General features: G+C 56.8%; 20 protein-coding genes and 1 riboswitch. Of the genes, 7 read left to right on the plus strand and 13 right to left on the minus strand.

The window, feature by feature from the left end:
* Positions 1-39 precede the first annotated feature (39 nt).
* A complete protein-coding gene (locus tag C5F52_RS03235; RefSeq protein ID WP_104796863.1) occupies positions 40-444 on the plus strand; it encodes a 5-carboxymethyl-2-hydroxymuconate isomerase in 405 nt (134 codons plus the stop codon).
* 8 nt (positions 445-452) lie between these two features.
* On the opposite strand, the gene alr is transcribed toward C5F52_RS03235, so the two are convergent.
* Positions 453-1,562 (minus strand): alanine racemase, encoded by a 1,110-nt coding sequence (gene alr, locus C5F52_RS03240; RefSeq protein WP_104797148.1) that lies wholly within the window; start codon positions 1,560-1,562, stop codon positions 453-455.
* Between the two features lie 100 nt (positions 1,563-1,662).
* Between alr and lplT the strand changes: the two genes are divergently transcribed.
* Genes lplT through C5F52_RS03255 form a run of 3 tightly spaced genes read left to right on the plus strand, consistent with a single transcriptional unit; the run spans position 1,663 to position 4,462 of the window.
* The gene (gene lplT, locus C5F52_RS03245) at positions 1,663-2,970 is read left to right on the plus strand and encodes a lysophospholipid transporter LplT (protein WP_104796864.1); all 1,308 of its coding nucleotides are present in this window, start codon (positions 1,663-1,665) and stop codon (positions 2,968-2,970) included.
* Between the two features lie 3 nt (positions 2,971-2,973).
* Positions 2,974-3,936 (plus strand): DMT family transporter, encoded by a 963-nt coding sequence (locus C5F52_RS03250; RefSeq protein ID WP_369951845.1) that lies wholly within the window; start codon positions 2,974-2,976, stop codon positions 3,934-3,936.
* A 40-nt stretch (positions 3,937-3,976) separates the two neighbouring features.
* Entirely contained in the window at positions 3,977-4,462 is a 486-nt protein-coding gene (locus C5F52_RS03255; protein WP_104796865.1) for a glutathione peroxidase, read from the plus strand.
* Positions 4,463-4,481: 19 nt separating this feature from the next.
* On the opposite strand, the gene glcF is transcribed toward C5F52_RS03255, so the two are convergent.
* The 5 genes from glcF to C5F52_RS03280 all read right to left on the minus strand — a co-directional run bounded on the left by glcF (position 4,482) and on the right by C5F52_RS03280 (position 9,590).
* Positions 4,482-5,726, minus strand: coding sequence for a glycolate oxidase subunit GlcF (gene glcF / locus C5F52_RS03260; protein WP_104796866.1), 1,245 nt, complete (start codon positions 5,724-5,726; stop codon positions 4,482-4,484).
* A gap of 21 nt (positions 5,727-5,747) precedes the next feature.
* The gene (gene glcE, locus C5F52_RS03265) at positions 5,748-6,932 is read right to left on the minus strand and encodes a glycolate oxidase subunit GlcE (protein ID WP_369951846.1); all 1,185 of its coding nucleotides are present in this window, start codon (positions 6,930-6,932) and stop codon (positions 5,748-5,750) included.
* Between the two features lie 126 nt (positions 6,933-7,058).
* Entirely contained in the window at positions 7,059-8,456 is a 1,398-nt protein-coding gene (amt, locus tag C5F52_RS03270) for an ammonium transporter (RefSeq protein WP_104796867.1), read from the minus strand.
* 14 nt (positions 8,457-8,470) lie between these two features.
* Positions 8,471-8,809 (minus strand): P-II family nitrogen regulator, encoded by a 339-nt coding sequence (locus C5F52_RS03275; RefSeq protein ID WP_104796868.1) that lies wholly within the window; start codon positions 8,807-8,809, stop codon positions 8,471-8,473.
* A gap of 31 nt (positions 8,810-8,840) precedes the next feature.
* Positions 8,841-9,590, minus strand: a complete 750-nt coding sequence (locus tag C5F52_RS03280; RefSeq protein ID WP_104796869.1) for a TorF family putative porin — start codon at positions 9,588-9,590, stop codon at positions 8,841-8,843.
* Between the two features lie 210 nt (positions 9,591-9,800).
* Between C5F52_RS03280 and C5F52_RS03285 the strand changes: the two genes are divergently transcribed.
* On the plus strand, positions 9,801-11,345 hold the full coding sequence (locus tag C5F52_RS03285) for a YifB family Mg chelatase-like AAA ATPase (protein ID WP_104796870.1): 1,545 nt from the start codon (positions 9,801-9,803) through the stop codon (positions 11,343-11,345).
* A 7-nt stretch (positions 11,346-11,352) separates the two neighbouring features.
* Here the strand turns inward: C5F52_RS03285 and C5F52_RS03290 are convergent, their stop codons facing one another.
* The 6 genes from C5F52_RS03290 to C5F52_RS03315 all read right to left on the minus strand — a co-directional run bounded on the left by C5F52_RS03290 (position 11,353) and on the right by C5F52_RS03315 (position 15,409).
* Positions 11,353-12,090, minus strand: coding sequence for a DUF2063 domain-containing protein (locus C5F52_RS03290; RefSeq protein WP_104796871.1), 738 nt, complete (start codon positions 12,088-12,090; stop codon positions 11,353-11,355).
* Positions 12,084-12,809, minus strand: coding sequence for a DUF692 family multinuclear iron-containing protein (locus C5F52_RS03295; protein WP_104796872.1), 726 nt, complete (start codon positions 12,807-12,809; stop codon positions 12,084-12,086). Before C5F52_RS03295 ends, C5F52_RS03290 begins: the two co-directional genes overlap by 7 nt.
* A 226-nt stretch (positions 12,810-13,035) precedes the next feature.
* Positions 13,036-13,554 (minus strand): DoxX family protein, encoded by a 519-nt coding sequence (locus C5F52_RS03300; protein WP_201746945.1) that lies wholly within the window; start codon positions 13,552-13,554, stop codon positions 13,036-13,038.
* Positions 13,551-14,291 (minus strand): DUF2063 domain-containing protein, encoded by a 741-nt coding sequence (locus tag C5F52_RS03305; protein WP_104796873.1) that lies wholly within the window; start codon positions 14,289-14,291, stop codon positions 13,551-13,553. Before C5F52_RS03305 ends, C5F52_RS03300 begins: the two co-directional genes overlap by 4 nt.
* A complete protein-coding gene (locus C5F52_RS03310; protein WP_104796874.1) occupies positions 14,291-15,133 on the minus strand; it encodes a DUF692 domain-containing protein in 843 nt (280 codons plus the stop codon). The genes C5F52_RS03305 and C5F52_RS03310 overlap by 1 nt, the downstream gene beginning before the upstream one ends.
* A 30-nt stretch (positions 15,134-15,163) precedes the next feature.
* Entirely contained in the window at positions 15,164-15,409 is a 246-nt protein-coding gene (locus tag C5F52_RS03315) for a hypothetical protein (protein ID WP_104796875.1), read from the minus strand.
* A gap of 134 nt (positions 15,410-15,543) precedes the next feature.
* Here C5F52_RS03315 and C5F52_RS03320 point away from each other — a divergent pair, with 134 nt between their 5' ends.
* Together C5F52_RS03320 and C5F52_RS03325 are read left to right on the plus strand one after the other, a co-directional pair.
* The gene (locus C5F52_RS03320) at positions 15,544-16,104 is read left to right on the plus strand and encodes a sigma-70 family RNA polymerase sigma factor (protein WP_255416346.1); all 561 of its coding nucleotides are present in this window, start codon (positions 15,544-15,546) and stop codon (positions 16,102-16,104) included.
* Positions 16,101-16,742, plus strand: a complete 642-nt coding sequence (locus C5F52_RS03325) for an NrsF family protein (protein WP_104796876.1) — start codon at positions 16,101-16,103, stop codon at positions 16,740-16,742. The genes C5F52_RS03320 and C5F52_RS03325 overlap by 4 nt, the downstream gene beginning before the upstream one ends.
* A 101-nt stretch (positions 16,743-16,843) precedes the next feature.
* On the opposite strand, the gene metH is transcribed toward C5F52_RS03325, so the two are convergent.
* Positions 16,844-19,579 carry a methionine synthase gene (metH, locus tag C5F52_RS03330; protein ID WP_369951868.1) on the minus strand — a complete coding sequence of 912 codons (2,736 nt, stop codon included), beginning with the start codon at positions 19,577-19,579 and terminating at the stop codon, positions 16,844-16,846.
* Between the two features lie 50 nt (positions 19,580-19,629).
* Positions 19,630-19,723: riboswitch (S-adenosyl-L-homocysteine riboswitch) on the minus strand.
* Between the last annotated feature and the right edge of the window lie 15 nt (positions 19,724-19,738).

The following is a 19,738-nucleotide window of genomic DNA, read 5'->3' on the forward strand; positions in this document are numbered from 1 at the left end:
AATGCTCACACGACGTAAAAGCTGCGAGACACTTGGCACATGCCTCACCTCATCATTCAATACACCCCGCAACTCGATGCCGAAACCAACATGGCTGAGCTTTGCCAAACTTTGAGCAACACCATGTTGTCAGCCAAACATCCGGATGGCAAAGCCGTGTTCCCCATCGGCGCTACGCGCGTGTTGGCATTTGCAACAACGCACGCAGTCATTGCCGATGGCAGCGGCGACTATGCCTATGTGTATTTGAACTTTCGCATCGCCAAAGGCCGCACACCCGAGATGATTGAACAGGTTGGTCAATCACTGTTAGCCGCGACCCAAGCCCATTTCGCAGACGTGTTTGCCGAACGCCCCATTGGGATCACCTTGCAAATTGATGAAGGGCATGAGGTGTTCAATGCCGTTCACAACAATTTGCACCCGTTGTTCAACAAGCCCTGAGCGCCACTTTAGTCCTGCGTGAATCCCACGCGGCCCGACACCGCGCACATCAGCTCGTAGCCTACCGTGCCTGCGGCTTGGGCCACGTCGTCAATTGGCAACACCACACCGTTACTGGCCTTCCCCCACAGCGTGACTTCGCTGCCAAAACCCGCCGCATGACCTGCGGCATCGCAAGGGGTCAGGTCCACCGCAATCATGTCCATGCTCACGCGGCCCAAGGTGCGTGTGCGCACACCATCGACCAACACCGGCGTGCCTGTGGGGCAGTGGCGCGGATAGCCGTCGGCATAACCGCAGGCCACGATGCCGATGCGCATCGCAGTATCTGCGGTGAACGAGGAGCCATAGCCCACCGTGTCGCCCGCTTGCAAGTCTTGTGTGCCAATGATGCGGCTGCGCAAACTCATGGTGGGTTGTAAATCCCATTGCGCGATGTTGCGCTCGGGAAAATCCGGCGCACTGCCATAGAGCGCAATACCGGGACGTACCCAATCAGCAGCCACAGTCACATCATCATGGGTATGGCGCAACAAGCCTGCGCTGTTGCAAGTGCTGCGCTCGCCGGGCAGGTCTTCGGTGGTTTTGTTAAATGTGGCAATTTGCTGCGCAATACCTTTGGGTCCATCCGCATCACTGAAATGGGTGATGAGAGAAATCTCATCTACTTGTGGCAACTGGTTCAGCCGTGTCCATGCCGAACGAAAACGCGTGGGTGTGAAACCCAAGCGGTTCATACCGCTGTTCATTTTGAGGAATATTCGGTGCGGCACTTGCGTCTTGTGACGACTGAGCATGTCTATTTGTTCGTCGCAATGCACGGTGTGCCACAGGTCTAAGCGTGAGCACAGCTCTAGGTCGCGCATCTCAAACACGCCTTCTAGCAACAGCACCGGACCGCGCCAGCCCAAGCTGCGCAAGCGCTGCGCTTCATCGAGGTCCAACAAGGCGAAGCCATCGGCGCCACGCAAACCTTCAAACACCCGCTCAATGCCATGGCCATACGCGTTGGCTTTGACCACGGCCCACACACGGGCGTCGGGTGCTGCGGCACGCATGCGTGTCAAGTTATGACGCAAAGCGTCGGTGTGAACAAAGGCTTGAATCGGGCGGGGCATGGTCAATATTGTGGCACCCGCGTGATATAACCTTGGGTAGTTAAAAAAGAAAGAAGAATCAACAGGCCGGCAGCCCTCTGCACGTCTGTCAGACCTATCCATGAAGCGCGGTTTTTATACGATCATGTCGGCCCAATTTTTCAGTTCGTTGGCCGACAACGCACTGTTTGTCACAGCCGTCGAATTACTGAAATCAGATGGCGCCGCCGAATGGCAGCGCGCCGCTCTGGTGCCTATGTTTGCTCTGTTCTACGTGGTGCTCGCGCCGTTTGTCGGCGCGTTTGCCGACTCACGTCCCAAGGGCGAAGTCATGCTGATGAGCAACACCATCAAAGTAGTGGGCTGTTTGATGATGTTGTTCGGCGTGCATCCCTTGCTTGCTTATGCGGTGGTGGGTTTGGGCGCTGCAGCCTACTCACCCGCGAAGTACGGCATCTTGACTGAGCTGCTGCCCGCATCGCAATTGGTCAAAGCCAATGGTTGGATTGAAGGTCTCACCATCACCTCCATCATCTTGGGCGTGCTGTTGGGTGGCCAACTGGTCGGTCCGAACTTGTCGGCTTGGTTGTTGTCGTTTGATCTGCCCTTCGTCACCACAGGCGTCGACTCTTCCGCCGAAGCCGCCATTTGTTTGTTGATTCCCTTGTATGCCTTGGCCGCCTGGTTCAACAAACGCATTCCGTACACAGGTGCCGCGCTCATTCCGATGCGCCTCGACCCTGAGAAAACCATGGCGCGCAATTTGTTCGCACTGGTGCCCGACTTCTGGCATTGCAACCAACGCTTGTGGCAAGACAAGCTGGGCCAAATTTCTTTGGCCACCACCACCTTGTTCTGGGGCGTGAGCGGCAACTTGCGCTACATCGTGCTCGCTTGGAGTGCAGCTGCTTTGGGTTACACCACCACACAGGCATCCAGTTTGGTCGGCGTGGTCGCCATCGGCACCGCCGTGGGCGCGGTGGTGGCGTCGATGAAGATGAAGCTAGACCACGCCACACGCCTCATGCCTTTGGGCATTGCCATGGGCTGCTTTGTGGTGGCGATGAACTTCATCGACAACCTGTGGCTGGCTGTGCCCTTCCTCATTGTGTTGGGCGGCTTGGGTGGCTTCTTGGTCGTGCCCATGAACGCGCTGCTGCAGCACCGTGGCCACAACCTCATGGGCGCTGGCCGCTCGATTGCGGTGCAAAACCTGAACGAACAGCTGTGCATTTTGGGTCTGGGCTTTTTGTACACCTTCAGCACCGGCATGGGCTTGAGCGCCTTTGGTGCCATCACTGCTTTTGGAGCGTTGGTCGGTTATGTGATGTGGCTCATCAAACTCTGGCATGAGCACAACCACTTGCACCACCGCGAAGAACTCGCGCGTTTGATGCACATTGCACGCAACGACGACTTGCACGGTTAACTTTTGACCACACGCCCCATGCTGGCCGTGTTGGCTTTGGCTCTCAACGCATTGGTGTGGGGCTTGTCTTGGTGGCCTTTGCGCCAGCTTGATGCCGATGGCTTGCACCCCTTGTGGGCCACTGCCGCTGTTTTTGCATTGGCCACCTTGGTGCTGACTTTTATCAGCCCACAAGGCTGGCGACACTTCCATCATTACCCCCAACTTTGGTGGCTCATGGCCGCATCTGGCCTCACCAACATTGGCTTTAACTGGGCCGTCACCACAGGCGATGTGGTGCGCGTGGTGTTGCTGTTTTATCTCATGCCCACGTGGTCGTTGCTGCTGGCGTGGTGGATGCTGGGTGAGCGTCCCACACGCGGTGCGTTGATGCGTTTGTCGCTGGCTCTTGTGGGCGTGTTGTTGGTGCTCAAAACGCCGGAATCGCCTTGGCCGCTGCCGCAAGATTTACCTGACGTGTTGGCTTTACTTGCTGGCTTTTGTTTTGCGCTCACCAACATTTGGCTGCTGCGTTTGCAGCACACGCCTGAGTCATCGCGCATGGTGGCCATGTTTGGTGGTGGTGCATTGATGGCTGTTGTGTGTGCGACCCTAGCAACGTTTGCTGGGGTGATTCCTGAAAGGGTGGCTATGCCAACTGAAAGCGCCAGCACTTTCGCCTTGGCAACTTGGCTTGCCTCGTGGATGGGCAACAGCGCTGTGACACACCTGGCGTTATGGACACCCTGGGTTGCGGGCCTGAGCTTTGCGTTTTTGGTGTCTAACTTCGCACTGCAATACGGCGCCGCGCGTTTGAGCGCACACACCACGGCGATGGTGATGATGTCAGAGGTGGTGTTTGCCAGTGTGTCCTCGGTGGCACTAGGGGCATCCGCGCTCACGTGGCGCGTGGGCCTAGGAGGCGGCATGATTGTGTTGGCTGCGTTGTTGGCATCACAAGCGCACACCGACAAAACACACGCTTGATGCAACACATGTTGCGGCTCTGCATAGAAAGGCTCACCACATGACAGCTCTCAAAGACTTCACCGCCAACCGCATTGACGGCACACCGTTGTCATTCGCAGACCTCCAAGGGCAAGTGCTGCTGGTCGTCAACACGGCCAGCGCTTGTGGTTTCACACCGCAATTTGAAGGCTTAGAAGCGCTACACAAAACCTATGGCGAAAAAGGCTTAGCCGTCATCGGTTTTCCGTGTAACCAGTTTGGCGCGCAAGACGCGGGCAGCAACGCCGAGATCGGCGCGTTTTGCCAACGCAACTACGGCGTGAGCTTTGCGATGATGGAGAAAGTAGATGTGAACGGCGACGCTGCACACCCCTTGTTCAAGTGGCTCAAATCAGAAGCGCCAGGGTTGTTGGGCAGCGAAGCCATCAAGTGGAACTTCACCAAGTTTTTGGTGGGCAAAGACGGGCGCGTGCTCAAGCGCTATGCGTCGATGGATGCGCCAGCCAAGTTGACCACTGACATTGAGGCGGCATTGGCGGCCTGACACTCGTTGAACTCAGCGCTTAGTTCAACGCCTCATCCAACACTTCCACCCAATGCTTGACTGGCACATTGGTGCCGCTTTGCAAATGGGTGATGCAGCCCACGTTGGCGCTCAGAATGGCTTTGGGTTTCAGCGCATCTAAGTGACCCAGCTTGCGGTCACGCAAGGTGGTGCTGATTTCGGGATTGAGCACGCTGTAAGTGCCTGCTGAGCCGCAGCACAAATGCGCTTCAATGTTGGTCACTTGAATGGCAAAGCCCAGCTCAGCCAAGTGCTTTTCAACACCGCCTTTGAGCTGCTGGCCGTGCTGCAATGTGCACGGCGGGTGGAACGCTTGCATGCCCGCGTTGGCCAACACATGGGCTTTCAACTTGGGCTTGAGCACGGGCACCAACTCGGGCAACAACTCACTCAAGTCTTGCGTGAGTTCGCTGATGCGTTTGGCTTTGGTGGCGTAAACGACATCGTCTTTCAGTACGTGGCCGTAGTCCTTCACCATCACGCCGCAGCCTGAGGCGTTCATCACGATGGCTTCCACGCCTTGTTCGACGAACGGCCACCAAGCGTCGATGTTGGCGCGAATTTGCACCAGGCTACCGTCTTGGTCGTTCAAGTGGAATTTCACTGCACCACAGCAACCGGCCTTAGGCGCGACGATGGTTTGAATACCAGCCGCATCCAACACACGCGCGGTGGCGGTGTTGATGTTGGGCAGCATGGCGGGTTGCACACAGCCAGCGAGCATCAGCACTTTGCGTGCATGCGTTTGGGTGGGCCACACCACACCGTTGCGCTCAGCCGTTTGAGGCGCAGGCACTTTGGCTTTGAGCTTGGCGGGCAGAATGCCGCGCACCGCTTGGCCCAATTTCATGGCGGGTGCAAAGAGGGGCGAAGGCAAGCCTTCTTTCAAAGCCCAACGCATGATGCGCTCACCCATGGGGCGCTGCACTTGCGCATCCACCACTTTGCGGCCCACGTCCACCAAGTGGCCGTATTGCACGCCACTGGGGCAAGTGCTTTCGCAGTTGCGGCAGGTCAAGCAGCGGTCCAAGTGCTGCTGGGTTTTGCGCGTGGGCTTGGCACCCTCGAACACTTGCTTCATCAAATAGATGCGGCCACGCGGGCCGTCTAGCTCGTCGCCCAGCAGTTGATACGTGGGGCACGTCGCTGTGCAAAAACCGCAGTGCACGCACTTGCGCAAAATGGCTTCGGCTTGTTCGCCTTCGGGCGTGCCGACGTATTGGGGGGCCAGGTTGGTTTGCATGTGTGGGCCTGAGTCTGTGTATTAAGCGCGACCGGGGTTCAAGACACCCGCTGGATCAAACTGTTTTTTGAGTTCGTTTTGAATGCGTTGTTGCACTGCGTTGAGTGGGGTGTACACGCCGGCTTGCTTGTCCACATCGCCCAAAGTTTGTTGACTGGCAGCACTGGTGCGGAACAAGGTGGCGTGGCCACCTGCCTTCACCGCCGCTTCGCGCACTTGAGTCGCCGCCGAGGCGGGGGCCCACAGCCAGCGCTGTGCGCCGTGCCATTCAACGTATTGCGCGCACGCAGCGCCATTGACGCGCACGTCCAACTCGGGCGCGGTTTGCGGCACGCTGAGGCGCCACAAGCAATCTTGCTCGGTGGGCGCTTTGAAGAAATCTAGAGTTTGTTCGCCACTGGCTTGCCAGTCGGCTGCAGCTTGCGCTTGGTCCAAGATGCTCACGTGTGCGCCAAGTGCTTTCACCTCCGCACTCATCTTGACGATGGCTGCGTCTACCGCGGCCACTGCGCCGCGCAGGCGGACAAAGAAATAGTCTTGCGCGGGCGATGCCGTGGTGTCGTGCACCCATGCGCTCGCGTTCAAGGGCAGCGGCTGGCCGCCCCATTGGTTGATGAGTTTCAAAGCTTGTGCTTGCGACACACCCGCACACACCAACGTGGCTTCGCCTGGGGCGACAGGCAAGACTTTCAAAGACACTTCAGTGATCAGGCCCAGCTGACCCCAGCTACCGGCCAACAAACGTGACACGTCGTAGCCGGCCACGTTCTTCATCACTTGGCCGCCAAAGGTCAGGTGCTCGCCTTTACCGTTGATGACGCGTGCGCCCAGCACAAAGTCACGGACTGTGCCCACACTGGCTCGGGCGGGGCCGCTCAAACCTGCGGCCACCATGCCGCCAATCGTCGCGCCCGCGCCGAAGTGCGGCGGCTCAAAAGGAAAGCACTGTCCTTTTTGCGCCAAGGCGGCTTCTACGTCGGCCAACGGTGTACCGCAGCGCACGGTGATGACCAGCTCGCTCGGCTCATAGCTCAAGATGCCGCTGTAGGCCGTGGTGTCCAGCACCTCGCCTTGCAAGGATTGACCTAAAAAGTCTTTGGTGCCGCCGCCACGCAAGCGCAAAGGCTGGCCAGTTTTGGTCGCCTCAAGAATGCGGTCGGTGAAATGCTGAAGGGTGTGTTGCAAGGTATCTGGCATGGCTGTCATGGTAGCCGCTGGGCCTGACAGGGGTTTTGAATTTTTTGCACAGCCCCGTTTAAAAATAAAAAAGCCCGCCCTGATTTCTCAGGTGCGGGCTGTGAAGTCCAAGGAAAACTTGAAGTACTTGAAAAATTAACGGTGGTAGGCAGTTTCGCCGTGCGAGCTGATGTCGAGGCCTTCGCGCTCTTCTTCTTCCGTCACACGCAGACCCAGAACCATGTCAACCAGTTTGAAGGCGATGAATGAAACCACGCCAGACCAAACAATGGTGGTCACCACAGCTTCGAGCTGAATCAACACTTGGCCGCCGATTGAGTAGTCAGCGCTGGCAGCGTTGGCCACGTAATCAAAGATGCCTGTGCCGCCGAGCGAAGGAGCTGCAAACACGCCAGTCAACAACGCACCCACGATACCGCCCACGCCGTGCACACCAAACACATCGAGTGAGTCGTCAGCGCCCAACAGGCGTTTCAGACCGTTCACACCCCACAAGCAGAGGAAGCCGCCTGCAGCACCGATCACGATGGCACCCATAGGGCCCACGAAACCGCACGCTGGGGTAATCGCCACCAAGCCAGCCACTGCACCAGAGGCTGCGCCCAACATCGAGGCCTTGCCTTTGGCCAATGCTTCACCAGCAATCCAAGCCAGAGTCGCAGCAGCAGTCGCCACCAAAGTGTTCACGAAAGCGAGTGCAGCCACACCGTTGGCTTCGAGGTTAGAGCCGGCGTTGAAACCGAACCAACCCACCCACAACAAAGATGCGCCAACCATGGTCAATGTCAAGCTGTGAGGCGCCATTGACTCTTTGCCGTAGCCCGTACGCTTGCCGATCACATATGCGCCAACCAAACCAGCCACCGCAGCGTTGATGTGCACCACAGTACCACCAGCGAAGTCCAGAGCACCCTTGGCCCACAACCAGCCAGCAGCGGCAGTCACAGTTTCCAAAGTTGCAGCGTCGGTGATCGCGTCTGGGCCGTCCCAGTACCAAACCATGTGGGCCACTGGCAAGTAGCTGAACGTGAACCAAATGGCAGAGAACAACAACACGGCAGAGAAGCGCACACGCTCAGCAAACGCACCCACGATCAAGGCGCAAGTGATGGCCGCGAAGGTGGCTTGGAAAGCAGCGAAAGTGAACTCAGGAATCACAACGCCTTTGCTGAAGGTCGCGCCCACAGAGTCAGGTGTGATGCCTTGGAAGAACAACTTATCGAAGCCACCAAAGAATGGAGAGCCGCCTGTGAATGCCACCGAGTAACCGTAGATGACCCACAACACATAAATGAGTGAGCTGACCACGAAGACTTGCATCAACACAGACAACATGTTTTTGCTACGCACCAAACCGCCGTAGAACAAAGCCAAACCTGGAATGGTCATCAAGATAACCAACACAGTCGCAATCGTCATAAAGGCGGTATCACCTTTGTTAGGAACTGGCACAACCGCATCAGCGGCCATTGCCACAGCACCGCAGAGCAAAAGCCCCAACCCGAGTGTGAGAGAACTTAGAAATTTTTTCATGATGGTCTTCTTTCTTAAAGCGCTTCTGGACCGGTCTCGCCGGTGCGGATGCGGACGACTTGTTCGAGGTCGTAAACAAAAATCTTGCCGTCGCCGATTTTTCCGGTGCGTGCAGAACCTTCGATGGCTTCGATCGCGCGCTCGACGTGTTCAGCGTCAACCGCAGCTTCGATCTTGACCTTTGGCAAGAAGTCAACCACGTACTCAGCACCGCGATACAACTCGGTATGGCCTTTTTGACGGCCGAAGCCTTTGACTTCAGTGACAGTGATACCTTGCACCCCGATTTGGGAAAGGGCCTCGCGGACCTCGTCCAACTTAAAGGGTTTGATGATGGCGGTGATGAGTTTCATGGTTGCTCCTAGAGAAGACAGTTAGCTTTGTTTAGAAGCTGTACTTGACGCCGACGACCAAGGCGTTCTTAGCGGTGTTGTAGCTAGTTGCTGTTGATGTGTAATAAGCGTTATCTTTAACACTCGTGCTGATCGCTGAAACGCTAGCAGACAAACCATCACCCAAATCTTTGCCGAGCGTTAATGCAATGTCGGTATAGCTATTTGGTGAGTTCTTAATGACTTGTCGACCTGCATGAGGTGTCAATGTATAACCATTGCCCAAGTCGAAGTTGGCGCTCAAGTCCCAGTAGGCGCTGCCTTTTGAGTTGGCTGTGCCAAACAAATCAGAAAATGCGTAAGAGTATTTAGCGGTCACAACACCGTAGGTAGCGGCACCATAGACTTCATCAGTGTTTGCATTCACTGCGCCTGAAACTTTGTTGTATGTGTTGTTCACATACTCATAGCGCAAATAGCCAACGTCATAGGCAACGCCTGCTGCTTCAAATTTATAACCACCGTAAAGATCTAACTCAACTGGGCCTTTGGCATCAGAGCCAGCATCCTTGATCCACTTGATGGTTGAACCCCAAGCGCCCAAGTAAAAACCATTGGCATTTGCATAGTCCACGCCGCCTTGCAAAGCTGCATCACCTTTTGTTTGAGCGATGCCGCGATAGCGGTATTGGCTGACCACGCCCACGTTGTAAGTCACTTCAGGCGCTACAGGTGCAGTTTGTGCAAACGCTGCAGAAGATGTGGCCAAGAGGGCCAACACGATTTTGGACTTGAGGTTCATAGTTTTCTCCGTTGAAAAATAAAGAGGGATACACCTACTTAGCAGGGTCCGTGCCAGCGTTGAAATCCACAAAAGTGATCCCTTTACTAGAACTAAGACCCAAAGTGATGCAGTAGTCTGGCTACCGAACCATTTTCACGCACACAGTTGGTGCATCACTTTGCCTTACACGCCCTGCAATGGGGCTAATCACTCAAAAAGAGAAGATTTATGACGCTTTCGTTAATTCACAGCCGCGCACTTTTGGGTTTGCAAGCACCCGCGGTGACCGTTGAGGTGCATTTAGCAAACGGTTTACCCAGTTTCACCTTGGTGGGCTTGGCAGATACCGAAGTCAAAGAAGCGCGCGAACGTGTGCGATGCGCCATTCAAAACGCAGGGCTGGACTTTCCTAGTAACAAAAGGATCACGGTGAATTTGGCGCCTGCCGATCTACCCAAAGACTCGGGCCGCTTTGATTTGCCCATTGCGCTGGGCATCTTGGCAGCCCATGGGCAATTGGATGAAGCAGCATTGGCGTCATACGAATTTGCAGGTGAGTTGTCGCTGTCTGGCGAGCTACGCCCCGTGCGTGGTGCGTTGGCCATGGGGCTGGCTTTGCGTGGTGCAGGGGTGCGCACACGTTTGGTGTTGCCGCCGGGCAGTGCCGAAGAAGCTGCGCTTGTCCCCACAGCCGAGGTCTACCGCGCCCAACACCTGAGCGATGTGGTCGCGCACTTTGCCAAACCCGAGTTGAAAGGCTCGCTGCCCGTACACACCACCGACGGCTGGTGTCGCATTGAAGCACCGGTGCTGAGTGCACCAGCCATCCCACACGGCCCTGACTTGGTCGATGTCAAAGGTCAAGCCGGTCCACGTCGGGCCCTAGAGATTGCAGCTGCTGGCGGACACTCTCTCTTATTAGTCGGCCCACCCGGCACAGGCAAGTCGATGTTGGCGCAACGGTTTGCGGCCTTGCTGCCCGACATGACACTGGACGACGCACTGGAGAGCGCCGCCGTCGCTAGCTTGGCGGGGCGCTTTGAATTGAACCAATGGATGCAGCGGCCCACGCGCAGCCCGCATCACACAGCAACGTCTGTGGCATTGGTGGGCGGTGGCACGCCACCGCGTCCAGGTGAGATTTCTTTGGCGCACAACGGCGTTCTGTTTCTGGACGAGCTTGCTGAAGTCAAGCGCAGCGCGCTGGAAGCTTTACGCGAGCCTTTGGAGAACGGCCACATCACCATCTCGCGTGCGGCTACTCAGGCCAAGTTTCCTGCGCGTTTTCAATTGATTGCAGCGATGAACCCCTGCCCTTGCGGCTACTTGGGTTCCAGCATGAAAGCTTGTCGTTGCACACCCGACCAAGTGTCGCGTTACCAAGGCAAGCTCAGCGGCCCTTTGCTAGACCGCATCGACTTGCAAGTGGAAGTGCCCACACTGGCCACCGAGGTGTTGATGCACAGCGTGCCGGGTGAATCCACCGCCACCGTGCGTGCACGCTGCTTGGCGGCGCATGCCAAAGCACTCGCGCGACAAGGCACACCCAACCAAGGTTTGCAGGGCCAAGCTTTGGAAGCTCACCTGCAGCTCGATGCAGCAGCGGCCACGTTTTTACAAAACGCAGCGACCAAGCTGGGTTGGTCAAGCCGCAGCACACACCGCGCGCTGCGCGTGGCACGCACCATTGCAGACTTGGCCGACAGCACCTCGGTGCAAGTGGCGCATGTGGCCGAAGCGTTGCAATACCGGCGTGTGTTGGTCAGTCACTGACCACGCCTCACACGCGAGCACCCAACACAATGCCTTCGCGTTGCAGCTGCGCCATCACTTCTGCACCTTCACGCACAAAGGCTTCAGGTTCGGGGTGCGACAACCACATGGCCAACACCATGAAGGCTTGTTCACCGCTTTGCCCATCACGCAATAAGTCAATCAGCTGACCACGAAAGACGCTGCTTTCCAACACGTGCAGCGTGTCGTCCTTGTCGCGCAACATGGACACGTAGGTGCTTTGCATGTCATCGGGCTGGTGATCGGTGTCAATGCTGTGAACAGGCCACTCATACGCCGCCTCCACATGGGTGGGATTGAGCACCACGGCGTGGTGCATCACATTCGCATCGACGTCACACGCGGGCCAGCTTACTGGCGTGGTGTTGACGGCGTTTTGTAACCATTCGAAGTGTGCCAAGTCTTGCAGCCACGCGGGCAAGCGTTGCATGTCTGGGCTTTCACACACGTGGTCCACAAAAGCCCGCTGAGTGGTGCTAGCCCAAGGCGTATGCGGTTGTGCGTCTTTGAGGAAGAGGCGCACGGCATGCTCCCACATGTCATCACCCAACAACGCGCACGTCACGGGAAACGCAGGCGCCAAGACCTCGCTCACATGCGTCACCATGTCTTGCGTGCAAGCCGCTGCATCGGCCAAAGACACACCAGCAGGTGCCGATACGCCTAGGGGGTCGCGCAAATGGCGCGCCAGTGCGAATTGAAATTGTCGGAAATCGTTCAACATGTCAGGGCCTCTAAGTTCAGTTGCATCACATCGTCTACACAGCGCGCCACGCGCCGGTGGGTGCGCGCCAGCACATCACCCAGCAAGGGGTATTCGCGGCCCACACGCACATAGTCGATGTGGCTCAGTGGCAGGGCTTGCAAAAACGCATGCGGGTCAAAGCCAAAGTGCAACGCATTTGCAGCAAGCGCATGCAAATCCAAATGCAAGCTGCAACCCGATGCTGACACCACAGCCGAAATGAACTCAGCCTCGTTCATGTCCACGTGTGCCGGCGTCATGCGATGCACCACGTTGCGAATGCCAATGCGCAAACCGAGTGCGTCTTGCACTTGGGCAATGCGCGCGGCCGTCCAAGCCACAGCAGCACGTGTGCTGGGAATGGGCAGGTTGATGAACAAGGGCGCATCGTCTGCGCTCCAAGCCAAGGCTTCGGAAAAAACCTGAACGCCGTGCTCGGCAATGAAGCTGCGCAAATCGCGCAACACATGTTTGTCTAACGCGCCGGGCCCGCCCAATGACAAGCTTTGGCTCAAACACACGCAAGGGTAGTGCTGGGTGAGTTGCTGCAAGTCTTTACAGATACGCGCCGACACGCCGATCCAATCGGGTGGGGTGAGTTCTAAAAATTGCAAATTGTCTGGCGCACGATTTTTCAGCGGCGCTAACAATGCGGGGCGCAGGGCCAAGCCCGTCCCATGCAAGGTGTGATGTTTCATAAAGTAAGCGTCCTATCAACGGGCCAACGCTTGGCCCTAGGCGACTACTTCGACACCTGCGCACAGAACATGATGAAACGAATTTGCAAATTAAAGTCTTTTTGATAGTTACCCCAAGACCTCACAAATCACGTAGGCGTCTCTCGATAAATTTCAGTCTTCGCATCATTGGCCACTGCTGTGTCTGCCAGCCTTGGTGTGCTGCAAGTGGTGGGCAACAGCATGCTCAGCTGACACAGCGGCGACGCAACACGTCGTCCAGCGACAGTCGACCGGGGCCCATCCACAGCAGGGTCCACAACATGCCCATCAGCACCACGGGGTACTTGAAGTTGCCAAAGCCTTTGTCGGTGAACACGTAGCCTTGCGCCAGCTCAGCCAAAGTGCGCCATGCCTCGGGCCAGTGCACGCTGGCAATGGCGACCACACTCAGCACCCACAAGGACACCGAGAAAAAGCGAGTGCCAAGCCCGATGACCAAAGCGATGCCACCTAGCAGCTCAAACCACGTGGCCATTTGCCAGCTGATGTTGGGCGGCACGAGGTTGAAAGGAAACGGAAACTGATCTTGTATGTCTGCAAACCAGTTTTCGCCGTTGAATTTTTCTAAACCTGATTCAAAGAAATCCCAACCCAGAATCAAGCGCAGGCTGAACAGACCTACCCACAAACCCAACGCGTCGAACGTGCCAAGGCATTGATTGAGGCGTGTTTTCATGCACACGTGATGGATGTTTTGGCTCATGGTTGTGTTCCCAAAATAATGTCTTGTTCTTGTAGTTGCTTGAGCAAGGTGACCCCAAATGCCATCAGCAGTTCGGGCTGCGGATGTCGCATTTGTTCAGCGATGTGTTGCATCGCTTGCGTACCGCTCATGGGCTGCGCGTCTAGCAGCGCCAGCACATGTGCGGTGGCGGCATTCACCTCGGTGAACTGCACCGCATCGTCTGCATCGCGGTACACCACCAAATGCGTGTCCAAAGGTTTGCGTGGTTTGTGTTGCTCACCAATGCGATGCACAGCCCAGTCATAGTGCAAGTTCATGCGTGCAGGGTTGAGCACCACGATCTCTGCCATCAGGTCGCCTTGTATGTTGGCCGCTAGGCGCGTCACGTCCATCACATCCACCGCCAGTTCGGCCCATTCGTAATGCGCCAAGTCAGGCAACCAACGCGGTAACGGTTGCTTAGGTTGGCCCTCTTGGAGATAGCGCACAAACTCGCGCGAAATGTCTCGAAACCACGGTGTGTGCAAAGGCCAGTCGCGGTAGAAAGTGCGCCACAAACGTCGCCATGCGGTGTCACCCAACAACTTACGGCTGAGCGGCATGCACGTGTCGATGAAGCCGCACACGTTGTTAAACAGCATCTCGTTGTACACCGCCATGCGCCGTGCGGGCACGCCTGCGGGGCGCATGGTGTGATGCGGGTCGCGCAAGTGGCACGCCATGTCTTGCTGAAAGCTTCTGCGCAAAGTCGTCATCACGCCACTTTCTTCATGCGTGGCGCTTGCGCCTGCAACCGTGCAATTTGCATGACTTCAACCGTCAGTTCGTTCAAGCTGGGCAAATTGAAATCGCGCTCTAAGCAGGTGGGCACATCGCCACCCATGCGCTCATAAGCGGCCAGCAGCAAATGCCACACGGGGTCAACCACCTCTGCGCCGTGTGTGTCGATCAGCAAGCCATCGGGCTCTACATAGTGGCCGGCCACATGCACATAGCACGTACGCTCTAGCGGCAGGGTGTTGAGGTAGTCCAGGGCGTCAAAGCCAAAATTTTGGCTGTTGACGTAAATATTGTTCACATCCAAATGCAGCAAGCAGTCTGCCTCTCTCACCACTGCCGCCACAAATTCGGCTTCGCTCATTTCCGCGCCGGGTGGGGCAATGTAGGTGGATGCGTTTTCAATGCCAATGCGCATTTCCAAAATGTCTTGCGCTTGCTTGATGCGCTTGGCTGTCCACATCACCGCCTCTTGGGTACAGGGGATGGGCAGCAAGTCGTACAGGTGCGATTCATCAGAACACCAAGACAAATGCTCGGTGAACAGCTGCATGCCATGCGCCTTCATGAAGGCTTTGGTTTTGTGTAGCAGTTGTGTGTCCAACGGTGCAGGCCCACCCAATGAGAGGGACAAGCCGTGGCACACAAACGGGTAGCGTTCGGTGAAGTGACGCAAGTCTTTGGCCGACCGGCCTCCCAAGCCAGCCCAGTTTTCGGGCGCAACTTCAAAGAAGTCGATGACGTTTGGCACGCTGTGTTTCAGCGGCTCTATCAATTCGCGGCGAAAGCCAAGGCCTGCGCCTGAGAGGGGTCGGTTCATGATGGCGTCACTCCACGCAAGGTTGCTGAATTACTTCTTACCGCCGCAAGACGCATCTTTCTTTTTGTCGCCACCGCATGAGGCCTCTTTTTTCTTGTCAGCACCGCACTTGGCTTCGCCGCATTTGCCGTCTTTTTGCTTCATGTCGGCTTGGGCCAATTGGTAGCCGCTATCGAGCTTGCTTGCTTCAAATGGGTTGGCTGCGATAGCGGGGCTGATAGCGGCCACAGCGAATGCAGAGCCCAAAGCCAAAGAGAGGAGTTGTTGTTTTTTCATGATGAGAGTCCTTTGAAAGGTGAGTTGATAATCATGACCAGCGGTCTTTGGGTAATTCGCCGCCGCAAACAAATTGGTTACAAATATTTATAAAAAGTTTTCTGTAACTTTTCCTCTCCCGCTGACGAACTAACGTGACCGTGGATTTACAAACCTTAGAAACCTCACTGCACGCCACCTGGATGCAAGCGCTAGCAGGCCACGCGCCCAGCTACGAAAAAGCGCTGTCAGCCATCAGTGGGCATTTGCGTGCGTTTCTGAAGCGTCGTTTGTATTCACGGCCACAAGACATCGAGGACCTCGTGCAAGAAACCTTGTTTGCCATTCATCAAAAGCAACATACCTACCAAAGCGATCAACCGCTGACGGCTTGGGTGTATGCGATTGCGCGCTACAAGTTGATTGACCACTTGCGCGCTCATTCGCGCCGCGAAAGCAAGCATGACGACATCGACGACTGGGCAGAACAACTGTGGGTCGACAACGACAACGAGGCACGCGATGCCTCGCGCGATGTGCACCAGCTGTTGTCTGAACTGCCCGACAAACAACGCCTGCCCATCGAGCACACCAAGCTGCAAGGCTTGTCGATTGCTGAGGCAGCGCAACTCACGGGGCAAAGCGAGGCAGCTGTCAAAGTCAACATCCACCGCGGGCTCAAAGCCTTGGCCCAAAAGTTTGGAGTCACACCATGAAAACCAACGATCTCATTGCCATGCTGGCGACTGAAGCTAGCGCCACACCCACTGTCTCGCCCTTGCGCCGCTGCGTACAAGCCACTGCTGCTGGCATAGCCATCAGCTTGGCACTGGTGCTGACGCTGTGGGGTTTGAACCCCGAGCTCAATGCCCTCGCCCAAACCCAAGCGTTTTGGGTGAAGGTGATGTGGCTGCTGCTCACCTGCACATTCGCAGTGCCTGTGGTGATGCACTTGGCTCGCCCCGGCGTTGCCGCTGGCCGAGGCGTGTGGGGCGTCGCTGCCGCACTGGTGGGCATGGCCCTGCTGGCCTTGATGCAAGTGGCGTCTGTGGATGCAGACACGGGTATGCAACTCATGCTGGGCAGCTCTTGGCAAGTGTGCAGCGCCAGCATTGCAGCGCTGTCCGTGCCGTTGTTGGCGGCTTTGTTGTGGATGCTGCGCAGCATGGCCCCTACGCGCCCAGCATTGGCGGGCGCAAGTGCTGGCTTAATGGCCGGCGCGATCGCGGGCTTGGTGTACTCACTGCACTGCCCCGAAACTGCTTACGCGTTTTTGGCGGTTTGGTATGTGGCGGGTATGGCCGTGATGGCGGGTGTTGGCGCTTTGCTGGGCTCGCGCTTGTTGCGCTGGTGAGCCGAGCGCTGAAATGACTCGCTAAAAATTTATGCATCACGCTGCAACTTCACAAGCAGCGCAAACAAAAAAGGCTCCGTGCAAACGGAGCCTTTTTACTTTTACAAGTTAGGCGCCAGCAACCGCTCTAAATCTTTCACCGCCACACCTTGGCGTTGCGCCAAGTCGTGCACTTGGTCTTCACCAATGCGGCCCACGTTGAAGTAGGTTGCCTCGGGGTGGGCCAAGTAAAAACCACTCACGCTGGCTGCGGGTGTCATGGCCAAGCTGCTGGTCAGGCCCATGTCGATGTCGCCGCACTGCAGCAAAGCAAACATGTCTTGCTTCGCACTGTGGTCCGGGCACGCAGGGTAGCCAGGAGCGGGGCGAATGCCTTGGTATTTTTCTTTGATCAAGTCTTCGTTGCTCAGCGCTTCGTCTGCGGCATAGCCCCACAAGTCGGTGCGCACGCGGTGGTGCATGCACTCGGCAAAGGCTTCGGCCAAACGGTCGGCCAAGGCTTTGAACAAAATGGCGGAGTAGTCGTCGTGCGCTTCGATGAAACGCTTTTCTTGCTTTTCTGCGCCTAGGCCTGCGGTCACCGCAAACAATCCCACGTAGTCAGCGGCTTGGGTTTGGTCGGCCACAAAGTCGGCCAAGCAGCGGTTGGGGTTGCGCACATCATCGCGGGTGGGCTTTTCGGTTTGTTGGCGCAAGCCGTGCCATGTCATCACCTGTTGTTGGCGGGTTTCGTCGGCGTACAAAACAATGTCGTCACCCACGCGCTGCGCGGGGTACAAGCCCACCACCGCGTTGGCTGTGAGCCAGCGGTTGGCGATGATTTTTTTCAACATCGCTTGGCCGTCGGCATACACCTTCTTGGCTTCCACCCCCACGACGGCGTCTTCCAAGATGGCAGGGAATGGGCCCGCCAAATCCCAAGTTTGGAAGAAAGGCGCCCAGTCGATGTATTTCTCAAGCTCGGCGAGGTCGAAGTTTTTAAACACGCGACGGCCAATGAACTTGGGCTTGGCGGGTTTGTATTTCTCAAAGCTCACAGGCGTGGCATTGGCACGCGCTTGCGCCAAGGTGACCAGCGGCGTTTGCTTTTTGTTGGCGTGTTGCTCGCGCACATTGGCGTAGTCGGCGTTCAGCTCGGCAATGTATTTAGCGGCTTGGTCTGACAACAATCCTTGCGCCACGCTCACGCTGCGTGAGGCATCGGGCACGTACACCACAGGGCCGCTGTAGTTGGGGGCAATTTTCACGGCGGTGTGCACGCGGCTGCAGGTGGCGCCGCCAATCAGCAACGGCGTTTGGCGGTCACGGAAATACGGGTCTTTTTCCATCTCGCTGGCCACGTATTGCATTTCTTCTAGCGACGGGGTGATGAGGCCCGACAAGCCAATGATGTCTGCATTTTCTTCTTTGGCCTTGGCCAAAATTTCATGGCACGGCACCATCACGCCCATGTTCACCACTTCGTAGTTGTTGCACTGCAAGACCACGGTGACGATGTTTTTGCCAATGTCGTGCACGTCGCCCTTGACCGTGGCGATGACCATCTTGCCCTTGGCTTTGACGTCTTCTCCGGCGGCTTCTTGCGCCAGTTTTTCGGCTTCGATGTAGGGCAGCAAATGCGCCACGGCTTGCTTCATCACGCGGGCGCTTTTAACCACCTGCGGCAAGAACATCTTGCCTTGGCCAAACAAATCACCCACCACGTTCATGCCGTCCATCAACGGACCTTCAATCACGTGCAGCGGGCGGCCGCCTTTAGCCAAAATTTCGCGGTAGGCCTCTTCGGTGTCGTCGTTGATGAAGTCGGTGATGCCGTGCACCAGCGCGTGGCTCAGGCGGTGTGCCACCGTCACGGGCGCATCAGCAGTGCCGCGCCACGCCAATTTCTGGCTGTCGTCTTTGGCCGCGCCTTTGGCAGTTTCGGCCACTTCAATCAGGCGCTCACCTGGGGTCAGGTGCGCTTCGCCTTCTTTGTATTTGGGAATTCGGTTGAGCACCACGTCTTCCACGCGCTCGCGCAGAACGGGCTCGAGGTCGTCATACACGCCCACCATGCCCGCGTTGACGATGCCCATGTCCATGCCTGCTTTGATGGCGTGGTACAGAAACACGGTGTGAATGGCTTCGCGCACGGGGTCGTTGCCGCGGAATGAAAAGCTCACGTTCGACACGCCGCCGCTCACCTTTGCGCCGGGCAGGTTCTGTTTGATCCAACGCGTGGCTTCGATGAAGTCCACCGCGTAGTTGTCGTGCTCTTCAATGCCGGTGGCAATGGCGAAGATGTTGGGGTCGAAGATGATGTCTTCGGGTGGGAAGCCCACTTCGTCGACCAACACGCGGTAAGCGCGTTCGCAAATTTCAATCTTGCGTGCGTAGGTGTCGGCTTGGCCTTTCTCGTCAAACGCCATCACCACCGCAGCCGCGCCGTAGCGCTTGACCAAGGTGGCTTGACGCTTGAACTCGTCCAAGCCTTCTTTCATGCTGATCGAATTCACGATGCCCTTGCCTTGAATACAACGCAAGCCCGCTTCGATGACCGACCACTTGGACGAGTCCACCATCACCGGTACGCGCGCAATGTCGGGCTCGCCTGCCATCAGGTTGAGGAAACGCACCATGGCGGCTTGGCTGTCCAACATGGCTTCGTCCATGTTGACGTCAATCACCTGTGCGCCGTTTTCCACTTGCTGACGCGCCACGACCAAGGCTTGCTCGTACTCACCGTTCAAAATCATGCGCGCAAAGGCTTTGGAGCCAGTGACGTTGGTGCGCTCGCCAACGTTGACGAACAAACTGCCCTCGCCAATAGACACTGGCTCAAGGCCAGACAGCTTCATGGGGGGAACTGCAGTGGAATTCATGGGGGTACTCACCTGGGGGCTATCAATACAGGTGAGCGTCGTTGCAAAAGATTCGGCCCCAAGCCTGACTTCACGCGCGAGTCCTAGAGGACGGGTGAAGCTGCAACGCTCCTTGGGGATGGCTGTATTTTAACC

It is taken from the genome of Limnohabitans sp. TS-CS-82, assembly GCF_002943475.1.

What these genes read in the sequence shown, in the direction of transcription:
- glcF (WP_104796866.1), bottom strand. Translation starts at nt 5,726, where the DNA reads ATGCAAACCAACCTGGCCCCCCAATACGTCGGCACGCCCGAAGGCGAA.
- C5F52_RS03235 (WP_104796863.1), top strand. Translation starts at nt 40, where the DNA reads ATGCCTCACCTCATCATTCAATACACCCCGCAACTCGATGCCGAAACC.
- C5F52_RS03315 (WP_104796875.1), bottom strand. Translation starts at nt 15,409, where the DNA reads ATGAAAAAACAACAACTCCTCTCTTTGGCTTTGGGCTCTGCATTCGCT.
- lplT (WP_104796864.1), top strand. Translation starts at nt 1,663, where the DNA reads ATGAAGCGCGGTTTTTATACGATCATGTCGGCCCAATTTTTCAGTTCG.
- metH (WP_369951868.1), bottom strand. Translation starts at nt 19,579, where the DNA reads ATGAAGCTGTCTGGCCTTGAGCCAGTGTCTATTGGCGAGGGCAGTTTG.
- C5F52_RS03325 (WP_104796876.1), top strand. Translation starts at nt 16,101, where the DNA reads ATGAAAACCAACGATCTCATTGCCATGCTGGCGACTGAAGCTAGCGCC.
- alr (WP_104797148.1), bottom strand. Translation starts at nt 1,562, where the DNA reads ATGCCCCGCCCGATTCAAGCCTTTGTTCACACCGACGCTTTGCGTCAT.
- C5F52_RS03280 (WP_104796869.1), bottom strand. Translation starts at nt 9,590, where the DNA reads ATGAACCTCAAGTCCAAAATCGTGTTGGCCCTCTTGGCCACATCTTCT.
- C5F52_RS03310 (WP_104796874.1), bottom strand. Translation starts at nt 15,133, where the DNA reads ATGAACCGACCCCTCTCAGGCGCAGGCCTTGGCTTTCGCCGCGAATTG.
- C5F52_RS03275 (WP_104796868.1), bottom strand. Translation starts at nt 8,809, where the DNA reads ATGAAACTCATCACCGCCATCATCAAACCCTTTAAGTTGGACGAGGTC.
- C5F52_RS03305 (WP_104796873.1), bottom strand. Translation starts at nt 14,291, where the DNA reads ATGACGACTTTGCGCAGAAGCTTTCAGCAAGACATGGCGTGCCACTTG.
- glcE (WP_369951846.1), bottom strand. Translation starts at nt 6,932, where the DNA reads ATGACAGCCATGCCAGATACCTTGCAACACACCCTTCAGCATTTCACC.
- C5F52_RS03285 (WP_104796870.1), top strand. Translation starts at nt 9,801, where the DNA reads ATGACGCTTTCGTTAATTCACAGCCGCGCACTTTTGGGTTTGCAAGCA.
- C5F52_RS03290 (WP_104796871.1), bottom strand. Translation starts at nt 12,090, where the DNA reads ATGTTGAACGATTTCCGACAATTTCAATTCGCACTGGCGCGCCATTTG.
- C5F52_RS03300 (WP_201746945.1), bottom strand. Translation starts at nt 13,554, where the DNA reads ATGAGCCAAAACATCCATCACGTGTGCATGAAAACACGCCTCAATCAA.
- amt (WP_104796867.1), bottom strand. Translation starts at nt 8,456, where the DNA reads ATGAAAAAATTTCTAAGTTCTCTCACACTCGGGTTGGGGCTTTTGCTC.
- C5F52_RS03255 (WP_104796865.1), top strand. Translation starts at nt 3,977, where the DNA reads ATGACAGCTCTCAAAGACTTCACCGCCAACCGCATTGACGGCACACCG.
- C5F52_RS03295 (WP_104796872.1), bottom strand. Translation starts at nt 12,809, where the DNA reads ATGAAACATCACACCTTGCATGGGACGGGCTTGGCCCTGCGCCCCGCA.